Genomic DNA, 16,953 nt, shown 5'->3' with positions numbered 1-16,953 from the left:
TTGCTGTACTGCTGGAGTATTCCTGGCGGAGCGGACGGGACTCGAACCCGCGACCCCCGGCGTGACAGGCCGGTATTCTAACCAACTGAACTACCGCTCCGTGCGGTTTGTTGCGCCATCTGCCACCGCTGCGTAGTGCACCGTGTGCATCGCGCGGCTGGCAATCTGAAACTGTGGTGGGTGCTGAGAGGCTCGAACTCCCGACCTACGCCTTGTAAGGGCGCCGCTCTACCAACTGAGCTAAGCACCCAGCTTCAGATTTTTCGCTGCCGTGTTTCTCAAGCAGCGAGCCCGCTAGTTTAGCGCATCTTTCAGCGCTTTGCCAGGCCTGAATTTAGGAATTTTTGCAGCCTTGATTTTGATGGCGTCGCCGGTGCGCGGATTGCGTCCCGTGCGCGCCGCGCGCTTGCCGACCGCAAAGGTGCCGAAACCCACCAGCGTGACCGAGCCACCCTTCTTCAGCGTGACTTTGACGCCGTTGATCACGGCGTCGAGCGCGCGGCCCGCCGCCGCTTTCGAAATATCGGCCTGCTGTGCAATGTGATCGATCAAATCCGTTTTATTCATTCCGGTCCCCGAGGATGGTGTGGTCATTCGTGGCAGCGCACTGCGTAGCCGCGCGCCTTAAGGAACATCGTTTATTGATCTTGCCGGTCCTGCGGCCACGGCCTGAAGCCGAAGCCCGCTCATTTAACGAAGCCGATTAATACGTGTCAAGCCGGGTTCAGCCTGATGCGACGGGGCTTTGGAAGAAGTCTTCGAATCGATACGACACGTTTGCAGCCTTGGCAGCCATAAGGCCGCAACGTCAACGAATCTCACACGCAGGTCTGGAAACCCGCTGAAAAACAAAAAGCCCGCGGACATGCCGCGGGCTTTGGGGTACTGCAAGCCGGCACGAACCGCGCGAGGCGCGGCCCGTCATCGACTTAGTGTTTCACGACTTCCGGCGTGCCGGGTTCTTTCGATTCGACCACGGGCGCCTTCGCGTCCTCGGCCTTCACCTCTTCTTCCGGCAGCGGCTGCGGTGCACGTTCGAGCGCCAGTTCGAGCACCTTGTCGATCCAGCGGACCGGCACGATTTCGATGGCGTTCTTCACGTTGTCCGGAATCTCGGTCAGATCCTTGACATTCTCTTCAGGAATCAGCACGAGCTTGATGCCGCCGCGATGCGCTGCAAGCAGCTTTTCCTTCAGCCCGCCGATCGGCAGCACTTCGCCGCGCAGCGTGATTTCACCCGTCATCGCGACGTCGGCGCGCACCGGAATACCCGTGAGCACGGACACCAGCGCCGTGGTCATCGCACCGCCTGCGGACGGACCGTCCTTCGGCGTCGCGCCTTCCGGCACGTGAATATGGATGTCCTGCTTCTCGAACGCTTCGTCCTTGATACCAAGGCGACGCGAACGCGAACGCACCACCGAGCGAGCCGCTTCGACCGATTCCTTCATGACGTCGCCGAGCGAACCCGTGCGGATCACATTGCCCTTGCCAGGCATGACCGCCGCTTCGATCGTCAGCAGATCGCCGCCGACTTCCGTCCACGCAAGGCCCGTGACCTGACCAACCTGGTTTTCCTTCGCAGCCAGACCGAAGTCGTACTTGCGCACGCCAAGGAACGTGTCGAGGTTGGCGCTGTCCACCGTGACTGCCTTGTCGGCCTTCTTCAGCAGCAGCATCTTCACGACCTTGCGGCAGATCTTCGACACTTCGCGCTCGAGCGAACGCACGCCCGCTTCACGCGTGTAGTAGCGAATGATGTCGCGGATCGCGCCTTCGGCCACTTCGATCTCGGTCGGCTTCAGCCCGTTGTTCTTCTTCTGCTTCGGCAGGAGATAACGCTGGGCGATGCTGACCTTCTCGTCTTCCGTGTAACCCGAGAGACGGATGACTTCCATCCGGTCGAGCAGCGGCGGCGGAATGTTCAGCGAGTTCGACGTGGCGACGAACATCACATCGGAGAGGTCGAAATCGACTTCGATGTAGTGGTCGGCGAACGTGTGGTTCTGTTCCGGGTCGAGCACTTCGAGCAGCGCCGACGACGGATCGCCGCGGAAATCCATACCCATCTTGTCGACTTCGTCGAGCAGGAAGAGCGGATTGCGCACGCCGACCTTGGTCAGGCTCTGCAGGATCTTCCCCGGCATCGAACCGATGTACGTACGACGATGGCCGCGAATTTCGGCTTCGTCACGCACACCACCCAGCGCCATACGCACGAACTTGCGGTTCGTTGCGCGCGCAATCGACTGCCCAAGCGAGGTCTTGCCGACGCCCGGAGGCCCAACGAGGCACAGGATAGGCGCCTTGACCTTGTCCACGCGTTGCTGGACCGCGAGATACTCGAGAATGCGTTCCTTCACTTTCTCGAGACCGTAGTGGTCTTCGTCGAGCACGGATTCGGCATTCGAGAGGTCGTTGTTGACCTTGCTCTTCTTGCGCCACGGCAGGCCGATCAGCGTGTCGATGTAGTTGCGCACGACGGTGGCTTCAGCCGACATCGGCGACATCAGCTTGAGCTTCTTGAGCTCGGCGTCAGCCTTCTTCTTGGCTTCCTTCGGCATGCGCGCGGCAGTGATGCGCTTCTCGAGTTCTTCGAGATCGGCACCCTCTTCGCCTTCGCCCAGTTCCTTCTGGATCGCCTTGACCTGTTCGTTCAGGTAGTACTCGCGCTGGCTCTTCTCCATCTGGCGCTTGACGCGGCCACGGATGCGCTTTTCGACCTGCAGGATGTCGATTTCGGCTTCGAGCTGGGCGAGCAGATGCTCCAGACGCTCCACGACCGGGAACATCTCGAGGATATGCTGCTTCTGGTCGAGCTTGAGCGGCAGGTGTGCGGCGATGGTGTCAGCAAGACGACCGGCTTCGTCGATACCCGACAGCGAGGTCAGGATCTCCGGCGGGATCTTCTTGTTGAGCTTCACGTACTGGTCGAACTGCGAGACGATCGCACGGCGCAGCGCTTCGGTTTCAGCGCTATCGGCGTGGTCCGGCTCGAGCGGCATGACTTCGCACGAGAACTGCGTTTCCTGCTCTTCGATCGAGAGCGTCTTCGCACGCTGCAAACCTTCCACGAGCACCTTCACGGTGCCGTCGGGCAGCTTGAGCATTTGCAGGATGTTGGCGATACATCCCACTTCGTACATGTCTTTTTCGGTCGGCTCATCCTTTGCGGCAGTCTTCTGCGCGACGAGCATGATGTGCTTGCCGCCTTCCATTGCCGCTTCGAGGGCCTTGATCGATTTCGGCCGGCCCACGAAAAGGGGAATCACCATATGCGGGAAGACTACGACATCGCGCAGCGGCAGCAGCGGGAGCGTGGTGCGTTCCGGCGGGAGGAGTTGGGTTCCTGACATTTCATTTCCCCATGAGTGGAATCAATTGTTCGGTAAGTGAGGCCTGAAAAACCGATTACAAGCCTCGCGCGTGTGGGAAAAGTTCAGTGACTCCAAAAAAGGTGCGCCATCGACCACAAGATAAACGAAAAAGCCGTTCATCTCAGTGTATGAACGGCTTTTTCCCGGAACTCTTTAGCCGATCACCCGCATCAGTTCGACCCAGCGACTTTAGGCGCGTCTTCGTAAATCAGAAGCGGCTTGCCGTCGCCATCAATCACGTTGTCGTCGATGATGACCTTGCTCACGCCCTTCATGGTCGGCAGCTCGTACATGACGTCGAGCAATGCCTGTTCCAGGATCGAACGCAGGCCACGGGCCCCGGTCTTGCGGCGGATCGCCTTGCGGGCGACAGCCTGCAGCGCGGCCGGGCGGATTTCCAGTTCCACGCGCTCCATGTTGAAGAGCTTGTGATACTGCTTGACGAGCGCATTCTTCGGCTCGACCAGAATCTTCATGAGCGCGGCTTCGTCGAGCTTGCCGAGCGTGGCGACCACCGGCAGACGGCCGATCAGTTCGGGAATCAGACCGAACTTGATCAGATCTTCCGGTTCCGTCTCGCGCAGCACTTCGCCCGTGTCGCGTTCCTGCTTGCTCTTCACACTCGCGCCAAAACCGATACCGGTTTTTTCCGTGCGATCCGTGATGACCTTTTCCAGACCGTCGAACGCGCCGCCGCAGATGAACAGGATGTTGGTCGTATCGACCTGAATGAAATCCTGGTTCGGATGCTTGCGGCCGCCCTGCGGAGGCACCGACGCCATCGTGCCTTCGACGAGCTTGAGCAGCGCCTGCTGCACGCCTTCGCCCGACACGTCGCGCGTAATCGACGGGTTGTCCGACTTGCGGCTGATCTTGTCGATTTCGTCGATGTAGACGATGCCGCGCTGGGCCTTGTCGACTTCGTAATTGCAGTTCTGCAGCAGCTTCTGGATGATGTTCTCGACATCCTCACCCACATAACCGGCTTCGGTCAGCGTGGTGGCGTCCGCGATCACGAACGGCACGTTCAGAAGGCGCGCGAGCGTCTGCGCGAGCAGCGTCTTGCCCGAACCCGTAGGCCCGATCAGCAGGATGTTGCTCTTCGAGAGTTCGACTTCGTCTTTCTTGTCGAGATGCTTCAGACGCTTGTAGTGGTTGTACACCGCCACTGCGAGAATCTTCTTCGCGCGTTCCTGGCCGATCACGTACTGGTCGAGGATGTCGCGGATCTCCTGCGGGCTCGGCAGGTCCGAGCGCGACAGCGCCGCGTCGATACCCGCACCGGCGGCTTCGTCGCGAATGATCTCGTTGCACAGGTCGATACATTCATCGCAGATGAACACCGACGGGCCAGCGATCAATTTCTTGACCTCATGCTGGCTTTTGCCGCAAAACGAGCAATACAACAGCTTCTCGCTGTTAGAACCTTTTTTGTCCGCCATGGATAGATGAGCCTCCGGACACTCTGTTACAGATAATACGCCGTTTCCCCTGGCCCGGCCGGGGGTGCGTTAACCGCTTGCTGTGACGGCGTTGGGGCCGCAGGCCGCGAAGCGCGTTTGCTGATTATTTCACATGGTCCGCACGCGCGTGCCTATCCCTTTTTTCACGGGGTTAAGTCACGCTGCATACGCGTTTCCGGCGCTTTTTTGACGCCGGAAACGCGTGCCGGATCAGGGACGCTTGTGGAGCACCTGATCGACGAGGCCGTACGCCTGCGCGTCGTCGCCGGACATGAAGTTGTCGCGGTCGGTGTCGCGCGCAATGCGCTCGACCGGCTGACCGGTATGGTGCGAGAGCAACTGGTTCAGACGTTCCTTCAGGTACAGAATTTCACGCGCCTGGATTTCGATATCCGACGCCTGGCCACGCGCGCCGCCCAGCGGCTGGTGAATCATCACGCGCGAGTTCGGCAGCGCGAAACGCTTGCCCTTCTCGCCCGCTGCCAGCAGGAACGCGCCCATCGAGGCCGCGAGGCCCATGCAAAGGGTCGAAACGTTCGGCTTGATGAACTGCATCGTGTCGTAAATCGCCATACCGGCCGAGACCGAGCCGCCCGGGCTGTTGATGTACAGGCTGATGTCCTTGTCCGGGTTCTCGCTTTCGAGGAACAGGAGCTGGGCGACAACGAGGTTCGCGGTCTGGTCGTTCACTTCGCCGACCAGGAACACCACGCGCTCTTTCAGCAGGCGCGAATAGATGTCATACGAACGCTCGCCGCGGCCGCTCGTCTCGACGACGATCGGCACGAGGCCGAGCGCCTGCGGTTCGAGGTCGCGCGAGGCGTGGGAGGTCAACGTGTCCAGCGATTGAGCGCGAATGGTCATGCGGTGCATCCTTGTCTGGAAGAGTTGTTCTGGTTACGCAGGTCAAACAAAGTAAGCCTGAAATACCGGAATGGCGACGGACCCTGCAGAAATCAACCCTAACGCGTGTGTGGCCAAATTCTGCGGATACAAAAACGGCGTGCTGGCCGTCGGTCGCTCCGACAGCCGGCACGCCGTAGCGGGCAGATTTAAGCCTGCGCCGTTGCGCTTGCCAGTTCTTCGAAGCTCACTTGCTTGTCCGTCACCTTGGCCTTGCCGATCACGAAGTCAACGACGTTCGATTCGACGACGTACGCTTCCATTTCGGCCAGACGCTGCTGGTTCGAATAATACCAGCGCACGACTTCCTTCGGGTCTTCGTAGCTTTTCGCGAATTCGTCGACTTCAGCGCGGATCTGTTCCGGCTTCGCTTCGAGGTTGTTCGCCTTCACCAGCTCGGCCAGCACGAGGCCCAGCTTGACGCGGCGCTCGGCTTGTTCCTTGAACATTTCGGCCGGGATCGGTGCGTCCTTGGCGTTGGGCACGCCGCGCTGTTCCAGATCGGCACGCGCCATTTCGACGAGGCGCTGCTGGTCCTGTTCGATCAGTGCGTTCGGCACGTCGAGTTCGGCGATCTTCAGCAGGGCGTCCATCACCTGGTTCTTGACGATAGCCTGGGTGCGACGCTTGGCTTCGCGCTCGAGGTTGTCCTTGATTTCGGCGCGCATTTTCACGAGGTCGCCGTCGGCGATGCCGAGCGACTTGGCGAATTCACCGTCGATTTCCGGCAGGTGCGCCCATTCGATCAGTTGCATCGTGATCGTGAACTTCGCGGTCTTACCTGCGACGTCCTTGCCGTGGTAGTCCTCGGGGAATGCCAGGTCGAATTCGCGCGACTCGCCCTGCTTCAGGCCAAGCGCTGCCTTTTCGAATTCCGGCAGCATGCGGCCTTCGCCCAGCACGAATGCGAAGCCTTCAGCCGTGCCGCCCGGGAATGCGACGTCGTCGATCTTGCCGACGAAGTCGACCGTCACGCGGTCGCCTTCCTTGGCTGCCGTGTCTGCGCCGCCGTCACCGTGCTCGCCGGCTTCGCCGCGTGCATGGTAGTGGACGCGCTGCTTGCGCAGGATGTCCAGCGTGCGGTCGATTTCCGCTTCGCTGATGGTCGTGGTCGTGCGCTCGATTTCGGCGCTGGCGACGTCGCCCAGCTTCACTTCCGGGTAGACCTCGAAGGTCGCGTCGAAAGCGTAATCGCCTTCAGCAGCTTCGGCCTTCGGCGCGAAGCTCGGCTGGCCTGCAACGCGCAGGTTTTCCGTGCGGCTGATATCGAAGAATTCCTTGCCAACCTTGTCGCTCAGGACTTCGGCTTCCACCTGGCCCGAGTACTGTTGCGTGACCATCTTGAGCGGCACCTTGCCCGGGCGGAAACCCGGCATGCGCACGTTCTTCGCGAGTTGGCGGATGCGCGAATCGACTTCTTTCTGCACGGCGTCCTTCGGCAGGGAAATCGTCACGCGGCGTTCGAGCTTGCCGAGGTTTTCAACAACGTTAGCCATGGCTTCAATCGTCCTAAAATTGTTCGAGCGTATCAGTAATCTTTGCTGCCGCAGTCCGATGGGAAAATCCGCATCGCTTGCGTCTCGCTTGTGCCTCGTCGGCGTCGCTTGCCGGTCGATCCTGACCAACAAGCGCTCTCTAACCGGATAAAGCGCTTTTCGCAGCATTCGGCGGCAATCGTCCGCCCTGCCCGCGCGGCACGCCGAGGCGTTGAAGCGGGCTTTCGCGGACGCTGCCCGCTGGGCGGCGCCCTTTTCCGGGAGCCGCGAGACCCGGCCCGTTCCGAATCGGCCCGACAGGCCAAAAAGGACGGTTTGCGGTGCGGTTCCGTCAAAAGAGCCGAGTATTTTAGCAAACTATTGCCCGACCCAAATGGAATTGCCGTTCGGACGCGGAAAAGGCCTATGAACCGGCCCGTTTTCGGTCTAAAACGGGCCGGTTTGGCCTGCGTTTGTACCGTGCCGCGCCTCTAGCGGAACGCCATAACCCGGCTGTTCGCGATGCGCGCTATCGCGCTTCGGGTATCCAGCGCGCCCCTCGCGGCTGGTAAGCTAACGCTCGCGCCGGACGCCCCGCCGGCCGCAGCCGCCATCACTACTCTTCCAGTCGAGACACCATGCCTAACCAGACGTTTGCTGACGCACCCGTCGTCGTCATCGCTCCCGATTCATTCAAAGGCTCGCTCAGCGCGGATGGGGTCGCCGCCGCGATCGCCGATGGCATCCGCCGCGCCCGTCCCGATGCCGAAATCCGCATCTGCCCGATGGCCGATGGCGGCGAAGGCACGCTCGACGCCATGCTGAGCGTCGGCGGCGAGCGCCGCACGCTCAATGTCGAAGGCGCCGCCGGCGCGCACCGCGATGCGCTCGTCGGCCTGCTGCACGACGGCAGCGCGATCGTCGAAACCGCCGAGATCGTCGGCATTACCGATACGGTCGGCATGGGCGTGCCGGTCGCTGCGCGCAGCACGCGCGGCATGGGCGCGGCCGTGCGCGCGCTGCTGGACGAAGGCGTGCGCCGTTTTTTTGTCGCGCTCGGCGGCAGCAGCACCAACGATGGCGGCGCCGGACTGCTGGTCGGCCTCGGCCTGCAACTGTTCGATGCGACGGGAAGCGCGCTCGAACCCACGCCGCAAGCGCTGGCTCGCGTAGCGCGCGTGGATGTCTCCGGCCTCGACCCGCGGCTGGCCGAAGCCACCTTCATCGCCATGTCGGATGTGGACAATCCGCTCACGGGCGATCATGGCGCCACCGCCGTGTTCGGTCCGCAAAAAGGCGTGAAAGCCGAGGAAGTCGCGACGATTGACGCAGCGCTCGGCCATTTCGCCGATCTGCTCGAAGCCGCGCTGAATCGCCAGGCGCGCCATGAAGCAGGCGCGGGCGCGGCGGGCGGGTTGGGCTTTGCGCTGCGCATGCTGGGCGCGAGCTTCGAACCGGGCGCCGAAGTCGTTGCGCGCACCATCGGTCTCGACACTGCACTCGCGGGCGCGCACTGGCTCATCACCGGCGAAGGCCGTTCGGACGTGCAGACGCTGCACGGCAAGGCGCCCTTTATCGCCTGCCGCCACGCGCAGGCCGCGGGTGTGCCGGCTACGCTGCTTTCGGGCGCAGTCGATTCCAGCGCGCTGCCGCGTCTTGGCGAGCACTTCAGCGGTTGCTTCTCGCCCGCGCCGGGCCCGATCACGCTCGAAACCGCGATCCGCGACGCCGCCGTGCTGCTCGCGAACGAGGCCGAACAGCTCACGCGCCTGCGATACGGCTCGCGCGCAGCGTAAGTTCATCGCAAGGCCGCCACCTTCGCGCCACACCTGCGCCACCTTCGCGCCGCACACGAATCCGCTCGAATCGTCAGACTTTTTCGTGTGCGCGCGCAACCAGTTTTGCAGTAAGCGATTAATAGATTCGCATGCTCCGGCTTGCGCGCGCCAGCACGCACGTTGAGGGTTCATGCGCGTTGACCCGCGCGCTGGTTGCGGCAACAATCACGGTGAGCGCGACACGATCGCGCATACCTCACGCGACCAGACCAGGACGACCATGAAGGAAAGCAAAGCCGGACTCGAACAATTTCTGACCTATCGGCTCCATGTCCTGAACAAGCTCTCCGAACGCGGTGCCAGCGAGCGCTATCAGGACAAGCTCGGCATCACGCTGCCGGAAGCTCGCCTGATCGCTGCTGTCGGCGCATTCGGCCCGTTTTCGGTGATGGAGCTTGCGCGTCACGCGAATCTCGACAAGAGCCAGGCCAGCCGCGCAGCCGAAGCGCTGATGCGCCGTGGACTCATGCAGCGCAACGCGAGCGAGGAAGACGGACGCCTCGTGCTCGTCTCGCTGACGGCCGACGGACGCGCCCTCTACCGCAAGGTCATGCCGATCGCACGCAAGTGGAACGTCGATCTGTTCGCAATCCTTGACGACAAGGAGCGCGAGCTGCTCAACCGTGCACTGGAAAAGGTCATCGCGGCGGCACAGGAAGAACTCTGAGGCAGCGCAGTCGATAACTGAAACTGATGGGCAGACGCATCGCGCCGGATGCCCGCAGTCTGCTGCCGACGCAAAAACAAAAAGGCCACGTACCGTCAAGTACGTGGCCTTTGTCTTTACTAGCCTGGTGCGTGAGGCCAGCACCGTACCCCCAGCATTTACAGGGCTTTCCGGGATTCATGGGGAATTTTTGGGGAGAGGTCGGCGGAAATTTCCCCAGACCTCAACCGTTGCGAGCGCAACGGATTAGCGGGCTTCTAAGCGGTTCGAGCGTGCGACGCACAGGCGTGCGTGCGTCATCGACCGCGAAGCCGTCAGCGAGCCGGAAAACGGCCCTGCCGACGATTTCTCAGACTTATTGAAGGCGCGCATTCGCGAGCGCAGCCGGATCGGCCTTCCCTTCCGCGAAGAACTGCGCGAACTTCGCATCGACTTCGGCGCGGATCATCGCGCGAAGCTTGTCTTCGTCAGCGACGCTATCCAGGCGGCGCGCAACCTCGCGCAACAGGTCCGCCGTGCTCAACGCTTCCAGCGCCGAAGCAAGCGGCGCGGACGCGTCTACAGGCGCAAACTGCCCTGCGATCTTCGAATAACCCTGTGCCGCTAGTTCGTCCCACAGCGGCGGAATCTTGCTCACCACATTCATGCCGGTAATCTTCCGGCGCATGTCTGGCGGGATCAATTCGTTCTGCGCCTGGCGGATCGCTTCGAGTGGCGTACCCTTGAACAAGTCGCATTCTTTGATCGAGTAAGACCGTTCGGCCAACGCGCGCCACTGTGCCGCGCTCCAGACCTTGTTCTGGTTCTTCTCCTGCATTCCCTCACCTCGTCACAACGAATAAAACAGCGCGGCCCCAATGATCGCGCCCACCACTACCCCGCCCACACATTCCGCACAAAGCAGCCCTTCGATTGCTCGCTTCAGCATTCCTTACCCCGCCCAATCTATCAGATTTTCCGTTGCAGACGTTCGATGCAGGTTGCGAATGTTCGCCTTACGTTGCATTGACGTTGCGCTAGGTTGCGGAGAATAACACCGTCAGCCGATTTAGGTTGCATTGACGTTGCAAATAAATCTCTTGACGTTGCATTTGGGTTGCACATAAGATTCGACTCACATTGCAGCGACGTTGCAACGGTTGTGCGAAGGTTGCGGGGTAGTGGCGTTCTCTAGCATGTAGGTTGCAGCTAGAATCAACGGTCCACTACATAGGGAAATGAAATGTCTCTGAAGAAGAAACTAGACAGCCTTGCGGCCCCGCAGAAGGAACCTAAACAGTCGTTGTCTTCGTTGGTTCGCGAAAACCTCGTGGACATAGAAGCGACGATTGCGCGGGGCGTGCCACTAGAAGCGATTCGTCAAACGCTCGAAGAGTCGATGAATGGCGAAGAAGTGAAGATCGAATCGCTGCGTTCTGCTTTGTCGCGTGCTCGGGACGACCGGGACGGCAAAGACAGACCTAAGAGCAAGGGAACGAAGAAGAAGACAGAAGCGAAGGCGGCGGACGCTGGACTAGTCAGCCGCGCGACGGTTCCGGTTGTGGAACCTAAGCAAATGGACGAAGCGCCCCCGGCGAATCAGTCACTAAGCCAAACGCTGCGCGAATTCGACCAACGGAACGAAAGTCCGTATGCCGTCGCGCGGCGGAAATTTGAGAACGGAACAGGAAAGACATGATCTTCATGACATTGCAGTTTGCTGGCGTTGTAGGTAAATCGACCATCGCGGAATACGTATTGCGTCCGCGCATGCCGCAAGCTGCATTCATCGCGGTTGAGTCCATCAATTCGAGCGCTTCGGATTTGAGCGCTGACGAAATCCAGAAATTTCGCGGCGAACAAATCGTCAAGATTCTGGATTCGATCGAATTCGCGGACGGTAACGCAATCGTGGATATCGGCAGTTCAAACGTCGAAGCGTTTCTTAAAAAGCTGCCCGACCATCCCGACATTTTCGAAAATGTGCATCGCTACATCGTTCCAGTAACGCCGGATAAGAAAGTCCAGAAAGATGCATTGCGAACGGTTACCGCACTTTCTGCACTAGGCGTTGAACGAAACAAGATTATCTTGCTTCCGAATCACATTAAAGAATCGGTAGAAGAAGATTTGTCCGCCGAATTCTTGAAACAGGTTTCAGGCGAAAAGAAAGCGCGAATCAACGAAGCGATGTTTATCAAGCATCGCGAGATTTTCGAATTCCTTTTCGAATTCGGCGGATCGCTCGAAGAACTGCGCGAAAACCGCATGGCCTACAAAGACGAAGCGCGCAAGCTGAAAGCGGCTGATCCTGATTCGACCGAAGCGCGAACGTTTATGACGATGGGAACGCATGGCGGGACGGCTGGCGTTGTCATCCCCGAACTGGACCGAATCTTCGCGTACCTTGTCGGCGCGTGAACGTGCTCCAGCGATTGGGTGAGCGGTAGGACGCACATATAAGAAGCTCTCTGCCTTCCGCTGCCCAGGCGTCCTGCTAGTCATCCTGCGCGATGACGAAAGCAAGCGCGTTGCAATCTTTGACGTGCGGGCGCAACGCCTCATTCGCTAGGACGACCGCCTGGCGTGGCTTTGAGGCGGCTTCCGTACATTAGCAAAGTTACGATCTCTGAAGGCACATTAGCAAAGCTAACGTGCCATAACTGTAGCGAACGCTTACAATTTCATTCGTGGGGTTGATAAATCGTGGTTATTCAGGGCATAAACCCTGTTGATAACGCACGCCTTTTCGCCCAGGTTTTTAAGAGTTTTTATCCAACTTTTGCGGTATTTTTATTGAAGAATTAAGTTTCTCTGAATATGTAGCAGGCATTGAATTCTTTGTGTATGATGCGCTGACTTACAAATTATTACGAAACGCTGGACATTTTTTGCGCGTTGCAGTAAGGCCGTTAAATCCGCTTTAACGAAAGCCCCCCGTCAGCGGGGGCGCTTCCAAAAAAATAATATCGACCATATGAAGTCACTGATTTTGATTACGGCGTTGTTTGCCGGGACGGCGCACGCCCACACTGCGATTAACTGCGACGATTTCGCGAAAGTCGGTTTTGAAACGGCAACCGCTCGCGATGCGGGCTATTCGGAATGGGACGTTAAAAATCCCGCCTGGACTTCGGACGCGATGAATCACGGCGCGAACTATCCAGCGCTGCGCTCGCTGTTCGTTGACGTGTACGAAGACGAAGGATTGAAGAAGGCATCACCGGATATCGTCAAGCGCGCGGCCCTGAAGTCGTGCCAGGACTACAACGCGAAGAGCTGAGAACACGTCTAGACGTCCAGACATAACCCCAGAAATGGGATCGGTTCCACGAATTAGACGAATTACTCTAATGAAGAAAGTCATAGCGCTGTTGCTCGCTTCATCGCTGACGGGCTGCGCCAGTTGGTGCGAAGGGTCGGCACATGAAGAAGGTTGCAAGAAGGTTGTAGCGGTCACAGACGTGGTTCTAGTGACGGCTGCGGTTGTCGGTCTGGCCGTCCTCGCGGGTAAGAGCGGCGGCGGCGGTAACGACAACCACCCTTGCGACTATTCGTGGCAAACGGCGGCGGACGGTTCGCGTTGTGGTGGTCGTGCGGCGGATATGCGCCCTGGTGGTCGGTAATTAAGGAAAGCGGAAATGATGAACAAATTTGTACGCGCTGCGTTTGTCGCAGCAATCGCAACCGGCGCAACGCTCGCGAACGCGACCCCGGTCGAAGGAATGACGAAGGAACAGACCGTGCAAGCCTGCCGAATCATCGGAGATATGTTCCATGCGGTCGCGATTGATCGTGACTTGGGAAAATCCGAACCTGACGAAATCGAATCAGTAAAGAACGCAGCCGCAAAGAACCATTCCGCGAAGGCATTCAGCGATGCAGTTATGACGGCGGTTACGACCGTTTACGAGGATATGGATTTCGCATCGCTCAATGCGAACCAGATTCGAGCACGCGCGGTCACGAACTGCATTACGAACAGCCAATCGAACTAAAGGCAACCCGCCTAAGCACCTGGTCGGGTTCCTACAAAGGTCTAAAAAAGTGGTTAAACGAATCCTATCCGGCGCGGCCTTCCTCGCGGTCGCGTCGCATGCTCTAGCCGTTCCCATTGCGCTCGATCCCGACTGGAAGGTGATTTATGGATCGGGCAACGAAGCGGTACGGCTGAAGCTAAGTAGCGTAGTCAGCACCACGCAAGAAGGCACTAGGCACGCACTGATAGACACCCCTGCGAGACCAGGCGGACGCGCCACGAATATCCAGTATGCGCTTTCCGTCAGTTGCAGATGGCACGCAATGACTCCGTACTACGCGACTTTCTATCAAGGTCCATTTGTGATTGGAAGTACGGAAATGGACGGTCAACTAGTCTGGAAAGCGAGCGACAGCCGCAGCGCTGCGCGAACCGTCGCAGCAGTTTGTAAAGCCGAATTGCACTAACAAGGTCTGTAAAAGGATTGCCCGCTATGGAAACTCAAATCGTTGACCTGTTGCTATCGCATAAGGCACAGCGCGAATTGCTCGAAACCCTCAAAGCGGGCAATGATAATTCCTATCAACGCGGTTTCGATATCGTTGTCCGCGCACGATGCGCAACCGAACAGCGCAATCCGGAAACCGAAGGATCGCGCGCCCAGCTTCTGCGGATCGCAATGGAACTTCTGCGAAATTATCCGCGCGCGGGGAGGCTCGAAATTCTCGCGATGATGATTAGCAAGTATGAAGACTTGCGCCCCGTCCAGTTTCCGCAATTGATCTACAAGCGCCCCAACGGCGATTCGTGGAATTTCTGGAACGGGTTCTGGGCTGCGTGCCGCACGCCAGAAGGCGCGAATGGAACATTCTAAAAAATCAATCGTTGGCGCGGCTGTCTGGTCGCTGGTGGTTGTCGTGCTGTTCTGCGTGCAAGTGATCGCGCTCGGATATTTCGCGCCAACCGCAATCGCCAAGTACCGCAAACGTGACGGGGTTCGATTGATTGGTTTCGTCAACGTCGTTACCGGCTGGACAGGGATCGGCTGGATCGTATGCCTGTTTTGGTCACTGTGCGGATTAGCCGAAATCTACTGAAGGAATCGCCCTAAACACTGGAGAACTGGAAATGCAACTTGACCTAAACGAAATCCCAATGGACAAAATCCTGGCGGGGTTAGTCGATAGGCCGGACGTTCTAAGAGAACTTCGCAATATTTCCCTAGAAAAGATTCTGGATATCGACACGGCAGGAAACCTTGACGAAGTTATGCGAAACGCGCTCGCGTCAAATGACCTGCTTCAAATGCATGAAGCCGTATTCGTTTACGCGCTAACGCTGGGGCTGAAGTTTGTACGGCAATCGGCAGAATACGAGCGCAAGAAGTTCTGCAACGCATTGCGGTTTGATGGACGCGACGCATACAAGAAGATTCTGCGAACCATCATTGCATCTGGAATGCCCCTGTGATTGTCAAATGTGTCGGTAAAAAACGGTGCGCGACTGTACCACGCGCTGTCGATTTTTAGCCGATTCTCCTAACTTGCAAGTTGAAAACATGACGAACGACCAATTCCCAGCCGTGGAAGTCTCCCCGCTTGAAATGGCGATCCTTTTGGATACACGCGAGCAACAAGACGAATATTTTCGCCAGGCACTCGCGTCCGACGATACCCGTAATTTTGTGACCGCGCTCACTGTCGCCGCTATGGGGTTCGGGACTAAAAAAATCGCCGATGAAATCGGAATCAAACCGTCCGACTTTCGCGCGGTATTGGAAGACGACTATTTGGGACCGGACAAGCGCCAAATCCTGATTCGTGCGTTGCTGGGTATCGCGATGGACAAGAAGGAAGCCGCGTGACAGATGAAATGACGTTCGGCAACCGCGAAGAAAAGCGGCTACTCAACACACCGGGCGGACTGAAGGAATTGTTAGAGCGCTCGCGAGCAATCCAGGAAGATCGCGAAGCCGCCATTGTCTCGGGAGCCATGCGAGCACGGCGTGCTAACGAAGCAACGATCTTGCTCGAAGCGTTCGCGTCTGGCGATGACGAAGCCGTAACCGACGCGATTTATGTAATCGCGCGCGAACGTCTTGTAGATCAAGTCGGAGAGAAGCCGGATTGGGATTCGTGCGTGTACGCGGTCGCTGCCGTGGCGATTCGTGAGAACCCGCTTTTTTCTGAAGTAATGGCATCGCTGCAAGCGCTGGGATTCGAACTGACTGTAAAGATTAAAGAATGAAAAGAACGATTGTAGGAAGCGCCGCCCTGGCGCTGGCCGTCGCAGCATGCGGCGGAAACGGTAACAGCGACGAACCCACGCCCGATCTGGGCGCGCCGGTTGTGTCGAGTCTGAAACAGATTCCTGAAGGATTCTATACCGGGGCCGTCACTTCTAAGTTTGTGGGCGATCCTGCATATCTCCTGGTTCGCCCGGATGGCACCGCGTGGGCGCTTACGGCGATTGGCGTAGACCTAGACGTTGAATCCGAACGCTTCGCGATTCGTCCGACGCTTAAGGACGGCGTCATTGCAGGCACCGCTCGCGCATACGGCGAAAATGAATTTGTAGCCTATGGCGTTGATGGATACGACAACAAAGAATATCCGCCGATCTATCAAGGTATGCCGTCCATTGCCGTGACCGGCAAATATGACAGCGCAACGAAAACCGTTTCAATGAACCTCGCGGCGGTCGGTCCCGTCAGCTTCGATGTTACGCCTGCAAACCCTGCGGACTTTGACTACAACACACCGGCAAAGGCTTCCGACATTGCGGGAACCTGGCAATTGTGGAACGCGGGCGAAATGAACGTCAGCAGTTTGACCGTCGCAGCGGACGGCACGATATCAGGAACGCAACCCGGCAAGGCGTGGCAATTCAACCCCAAGGACGGCACATACGGCGGTACTGATACGGCAACACCATGCAGCGTAAGCGGTTATATCAGGCCCAGCGCGGACGGAAAGAACCTCTTTGACGTACATATGGTGTACACGGGCGAAACCTGCGTCCATCCTGGCGAAACTGCATCAGGCGTCGCGATCTATCAGACGCTACCCGCTGGAACGATTCTCAACGATCCGACCGTGTACCACCGCTTATGGATCGCTGCGGAAGATGACTTGGGAACAGGATTTAGCGCAACGATGACTGGCCTTCGATGAAATCCCCCTTTGGGACTCGCGGTGCGCGCTTTAACTGGCTGAAGCCAGTCACATATCCCCTGCTTCTAGGGTACCTGGCGATTCTCGGCATTAACCTAG

General features: G+C 58.5%; 18 protein-coding genes and 2 tRNA genes. 12 read left to right on the top strand and 8 right to left on the bottom strand.

The window, feature by feature from the left end; translation table 11 throughout:
• Positions 1-23: 23 nt before the first annotated feature.
• The 7 genes from G3N59_RS05645 to tig all read right to left on the bottom strand — a co-directional run bounded on the left by G3N59_RS05645 (position 24) and on the right by tig (position 7,239).
• Positions 24-100: transfer RNA gene (locus tag G3N59_RS05645), tRNA-Asp, on the bottom strand.
• 74 nt (positions 101-174) lie between these two features.
• Positions 175-250 (bottom strand) — tRNA-Val (locus tag G3N59_RS05640).
• A gap of 44 nt (positions 251-294) precedes the next feature.
• Positions 295-567 (bottom strand): HU family DNA-binding protein, encoded by a 273-nt coding sequence (locus G3N59_RS05635; protein ID WP_205981891.1) that lies wholly within the window; start codon positions 565-567, stop codon positions 295-297.
• 362 nt (positions 568-929) lie between these two features.
• Entirely contained in the window at positions 930-3,356 is a 2,427-nt protein-coding gene (lon, locus tag G3N59_RS05630; protein ID WP_205981579.1) for an endopeptidase La, read from the bottom strand.
• Positions 3,357-3,547: 191 nt separating this feature from the next.
• Positions 3,548-4,819 carry an ATP-dependent Clp protease ATP-binding subunit ClpX gene (gene clpX, locus G3N59_RS05625; protein WP_205981578.1) on the bottom strand — a complete coding sequence of 424 codons (1,272 nt, stop codon included), beginning with the start codon at positions 4,817-4,819 and terminating at the stop codon, positions 3,548-3,550.
• A 231-nt stretch (positions 4,820-5,050) separates the two neighbouring features.
• A complete protein-coding gene (gene clpP, locus G3N59_RS05620) occupies positions 5,051-5,704 on the bottom strand; it encodes an ATP-dependent Clp endopeptidase proteolytic subunit ClpP (RefSeq protein WP_027814661.1) in 654 nt (217 codons plus the stop codon).
• A 188-nt stretch (positions 5,705-5,892) separates the two neighbouring features.
• Positions 5,893-7,239 carry a trigger factor gene (gene tig, locus G3N59_RS05615; protein WP_205981577.1) on the bottom strand — a complete coding sequence of 449 codons (1,347 nt, stop codon included), beginning with the start codon at positions 7,237-7,239 and terminating at the stop codon, positions 5,893-5,895.
• Positions 7,240-7,856: 617 nt separating this feature from the next.
• Here tig and G3N59_RS05610 point away from each other — a divergent pair.
• Positions 7,857-9,014 (top strand): glycerate kinase, encoded by a 1,158-nt coding sequence (locus tag G3N59_RS05610; protein ID WP_205981576.1) that lies wholly within the window; start codon positions 7,857-7,859, stop codon positions 9,012-9,014.
• Between the two features lie 262 nt (positions 9,015-9,276).
• Complete coding sequence (locus G3N59_RS05605; protein ID WP_205981575.1) at positions 9,277-9,723, top strand: MarR family transcriptional regulator; 447 nt, start codon at positions 9,277-9,279, stop codon at positions 9,721-9,723.
• Positions 9,724-10,078: 355 nt separating this feature from the next.
• Here the strand turns inward: G3N59_RS05605 and G3N59_RS05600 are convergent, their stop codons facing one another.
• A complete protein-coding gene (locus G3N59_RS05600; protein WP_205981574.1) occupies positions 10,079-10,540 on the bottom strand; it encodes a hypothetical protein in 462 nt (153 codons plus the stop codon).
• A 405-nt stretch (positions 10,541-10,945) separates the two neighbouring features.
• Between G3N59_RS05600 and G3N59_RS05595 the strand changes: the two genes are divergently transcribed.
• The 10 genes from G3N59_RS05595 (at position 10,946) to G3N59_RS05550 (ending at position 16,854) form a co-directional block, all read left to right on the top strand.
• A complete protein-coding gene (locus tag G3N59_RS05595) occupies positions 10,946-11,401 on the top strand; it encodes a hypothetical protein (protein WP_205981573.1) in 456 nt (151 codons plus the stop codon).
• A complete protein-coding gene (locus tag G3N59_RS05590) occupies positions 11,398-12,123 on the top strand; it encodes a hypothetical protein (protein WP_205981572.1) in 726 nt (241 codons plus the stop codon). Before G3N59_RS05595 ends, G3N59_RS05590 begins: the two co-directional genes overlap by 4 nt.
• A gap of 556 nt (positions 12,124-12,679) precedes the next feature.
• Positions 12,680-12,985: a hypothetical protein gene (locus G3N59_RS05585; protein ID WP_205981571.1), complete on the top strand. Its 306-nt coding sequence runs from the start codon at positions 12,680-12,682 to the stop codon at positions 12,983-12,985.
• Positions 12,986-13,343: 358 nt separating this feature from the next.
• Positions 13,344-13,700 carry a hypothetical protein gene (locus G3N59_RS05580; protein WP_205981570.1) on the top strand — a complete coding sequence of 119 codons (357 nt, stop codon included), beginning with the start codon at positions 13,344-13,346 and terminating at the stop codon, positions 13,698-13,700.
• 474 nt (positions 13,701-14,174) lie between these two features.
• Positions 14,175-14,555, top strand: a complete 381-nt coding sequence (locus tag G3N59_RS05575) for a hypothetical protein (RefSeq protein WP_205981569.1) — start codon at positions 14,175-14,177, stop codon at positions 14,553-14,555.
• The gene (locus G3N59_RS05570; protein ID WP_205981568.1) at positions 14,542-14,778 is read left to right on the top strand and encodes a superinfection immunity protein; all 237 of its coding nucleotides are present in this window, start codon (positions 14,542-14,544) and stop codon (positions 14,776-14,778) included. The genes G3N59_RS05575 and G3N59_RS05570 overlap by 14 nt, the downstream gene beginning before the upstream one ends.
• 58 nt (positions 14,779-14,836) lie before the next feature.
• A complete protein-coding gene (locus G3N59_RS05565) occupies positions 14,837-15,151 on the top strand; it encodes a hypothetical protein (RefSeq protein WP_205981567.1) in 315 nt (104 codons plus the stop codon).
• Between the two features lie 88 nt (positions 15,152-15,239).
• Complete coding sequence (locus G3N59_RS05560) at positions 15,240-15,545, top strand: hypothetical protein (protein ID WP_205981566.1); 306 nt, start codon at positions 15,240-15,242, stop codon at positions 15,543-15,545.
• Positions 15,542-15,928, top strand: a complete 387-nt coding sequence (locus tag G3N59_RS05555) for a hypothetical protein (RefSeq protein ID WP_205981565.1) — start codon at positions 15,542-15,544, stop codon at positions 15,926-15,928. The genes G3N59_RS05560 and G3N59_RS05555 overlap by 4 nt, the downstream gene beginning before the upstream one ends.
• On the top strand, positions 15,925-16,854 hold the full coding sequence (locus tag G3N59_RS05550) for a hypothetical protein (RefSeq protein WP_205981564.1): 930 nt from the start codon (positions 15,925-15,927) through the stop codon (positions 16,852-16,854). The genes G3N59_RS05555 and G3N59_RS05550 overlap by 4 nt, the downstream gene beginning before the upstream one ends.
• Positions 16,855-16,953: the final 99 nt, after the last annotated feature.

The sequence above is a fragment of the Paraburkholderia sp. Ac-20340 genome, assembly GCF_017104965.1.
Classification (GTDB): Bacteria; Pseudomonadota; Gammaproteobacteria; order Burkholderiales; family Burkholderiaceae; genus Paraburkholderia.
Note: the sequence above shows the minus strand (reverse complement) of the source record. Positions and strands in the feature narration are given on the sequence as shown.

What these genes read in the sequence shown, in the direction of transcription:
- G3N59_RS05635 (WP_205981891.1), bottom strand. Translation starts at nt 567, where the DNA reads ATGAATAAAACGGATTTGATCGATCACATTGCACAGCAGGCCGATATT.
- lon (WP_205981579.1), bottom strand. Translation starts at nt 3,356, where the DNA reads ATGTCAGGAACCCAACTCCTCCCGCCGGAACGCACCACGCTCCCGCTG.
- clpX (WP_205981578.1), bottom strand. Translation starts at nt 4,819, where the DNA reads ATGGCGGACAAAAAAGGTTCTAACAGCGAGAAGCTGTTGTATTGCTCG.
- clpP (WP_027814661.1), bottom strand. Translation starts at nt 5,704, where the DNA reads ATGACCATTCGCGCTCAATCGCTGGACACGTTGACCTCCCACGCCTCG.
- tig (WP_205981577.1), bottom strand. Translation starts at nt 7,239, where the DNA reads ATGGCTAACGTTGTTGAAAACCTCGGCAAGCTCGAACGCCGCGTGACG.
- G3N59_RS05610 (WP_205981576.1), top strand. Translation starts at nt 7,857, where the DNA reads ATGCCTAACCAGACGTTTGCTGACGCACCCGTCGTCGTCATCGCTCCC.
- G3N59_RS05605 (WP_205981575.1), top strand. Translation starts at nt 9,277, where the DNA reads ATGAAGGAAAGCAAAGCCGGACTCGAACAATTTCTGACCTATCGGCTC.
- G3N59_RS05600 (WP_205981574.1), bottom strand. Translation starts at nt 10,540, where the DNA reads ATGCAGGAGAAGAACCAGAACAAGGTCTGGAGCGCGGCACAGTGGCGC.
- G3N59_RS05595 (WP_205981573.1), top strand. Translation starts at nt 10,946, where the DNA reads ATGTCTCTGAAGAAGAAACTAGACAGCCTTGCGGCCCCGCAGAAGGAA.
- G3N59_RS05590 (WP_205981572.1), top strand. Translation starts at nt 11,398, where the DNA reads ATGATCTTCATGACATTGCAGTTTGCTGGCGTTGTAGGTAAATCGACC.
- G3N59_RS05585 (WP_205981571.1), top strand. Translation starts at nt 12,680, where the DNA reads ATGAAGTCACTGATTTTGATTACGGCGTTGTTTGCCGGGACGGCGCAC.
- G3N59_RS05580 (WP_205981570.1), top strand. Translation starts at nt 13,344, where the DNA reads ATGATGAACAAATTTGTACGCGCTGCGTTTGTCGCAGCAATCGCAACC.
- G3N59_RS05575 (WP_205981569.1), top strand. Translation starts at nt 14,175, where the DNA reads ATGGAAACTCAAATCGTTGACCTGTTGCTATCGCATAAGGCACAGCGC.
- G3N59_RS05570 (WP_205981568.1), top strand. Translation starts at nt 14,542, where the DNA reads ATGGAACATTCTAAAAAATCAATCGTTGGCGCGGCTGTCTGGTCGCTG.
- G3N59_RS05565 (WP_205981567.1), top strand. Translation starts at nt 14,837, where the DNA reads ATGGACAAAATCCTGGCGGGGTTAGTCGATAGGCCGGACGTTCTAAGA.
- G3N59_RS05560 (WP_205981566.1), top strand. Translation starts at nt 15,240, where the DNA reads ATGACGAACGACCAATTCCCAGCCGTGGAAGTCTCCCCGCTTGAAATG.
- G3N59_RS05550 (WP_205981564.1), top strand. Translation starts at nt 15,925, where the DNA reads ATGAAAAGAACGATTGTAGGAAGCGCCGCCCTGGCGCTGGCCGTCGCA.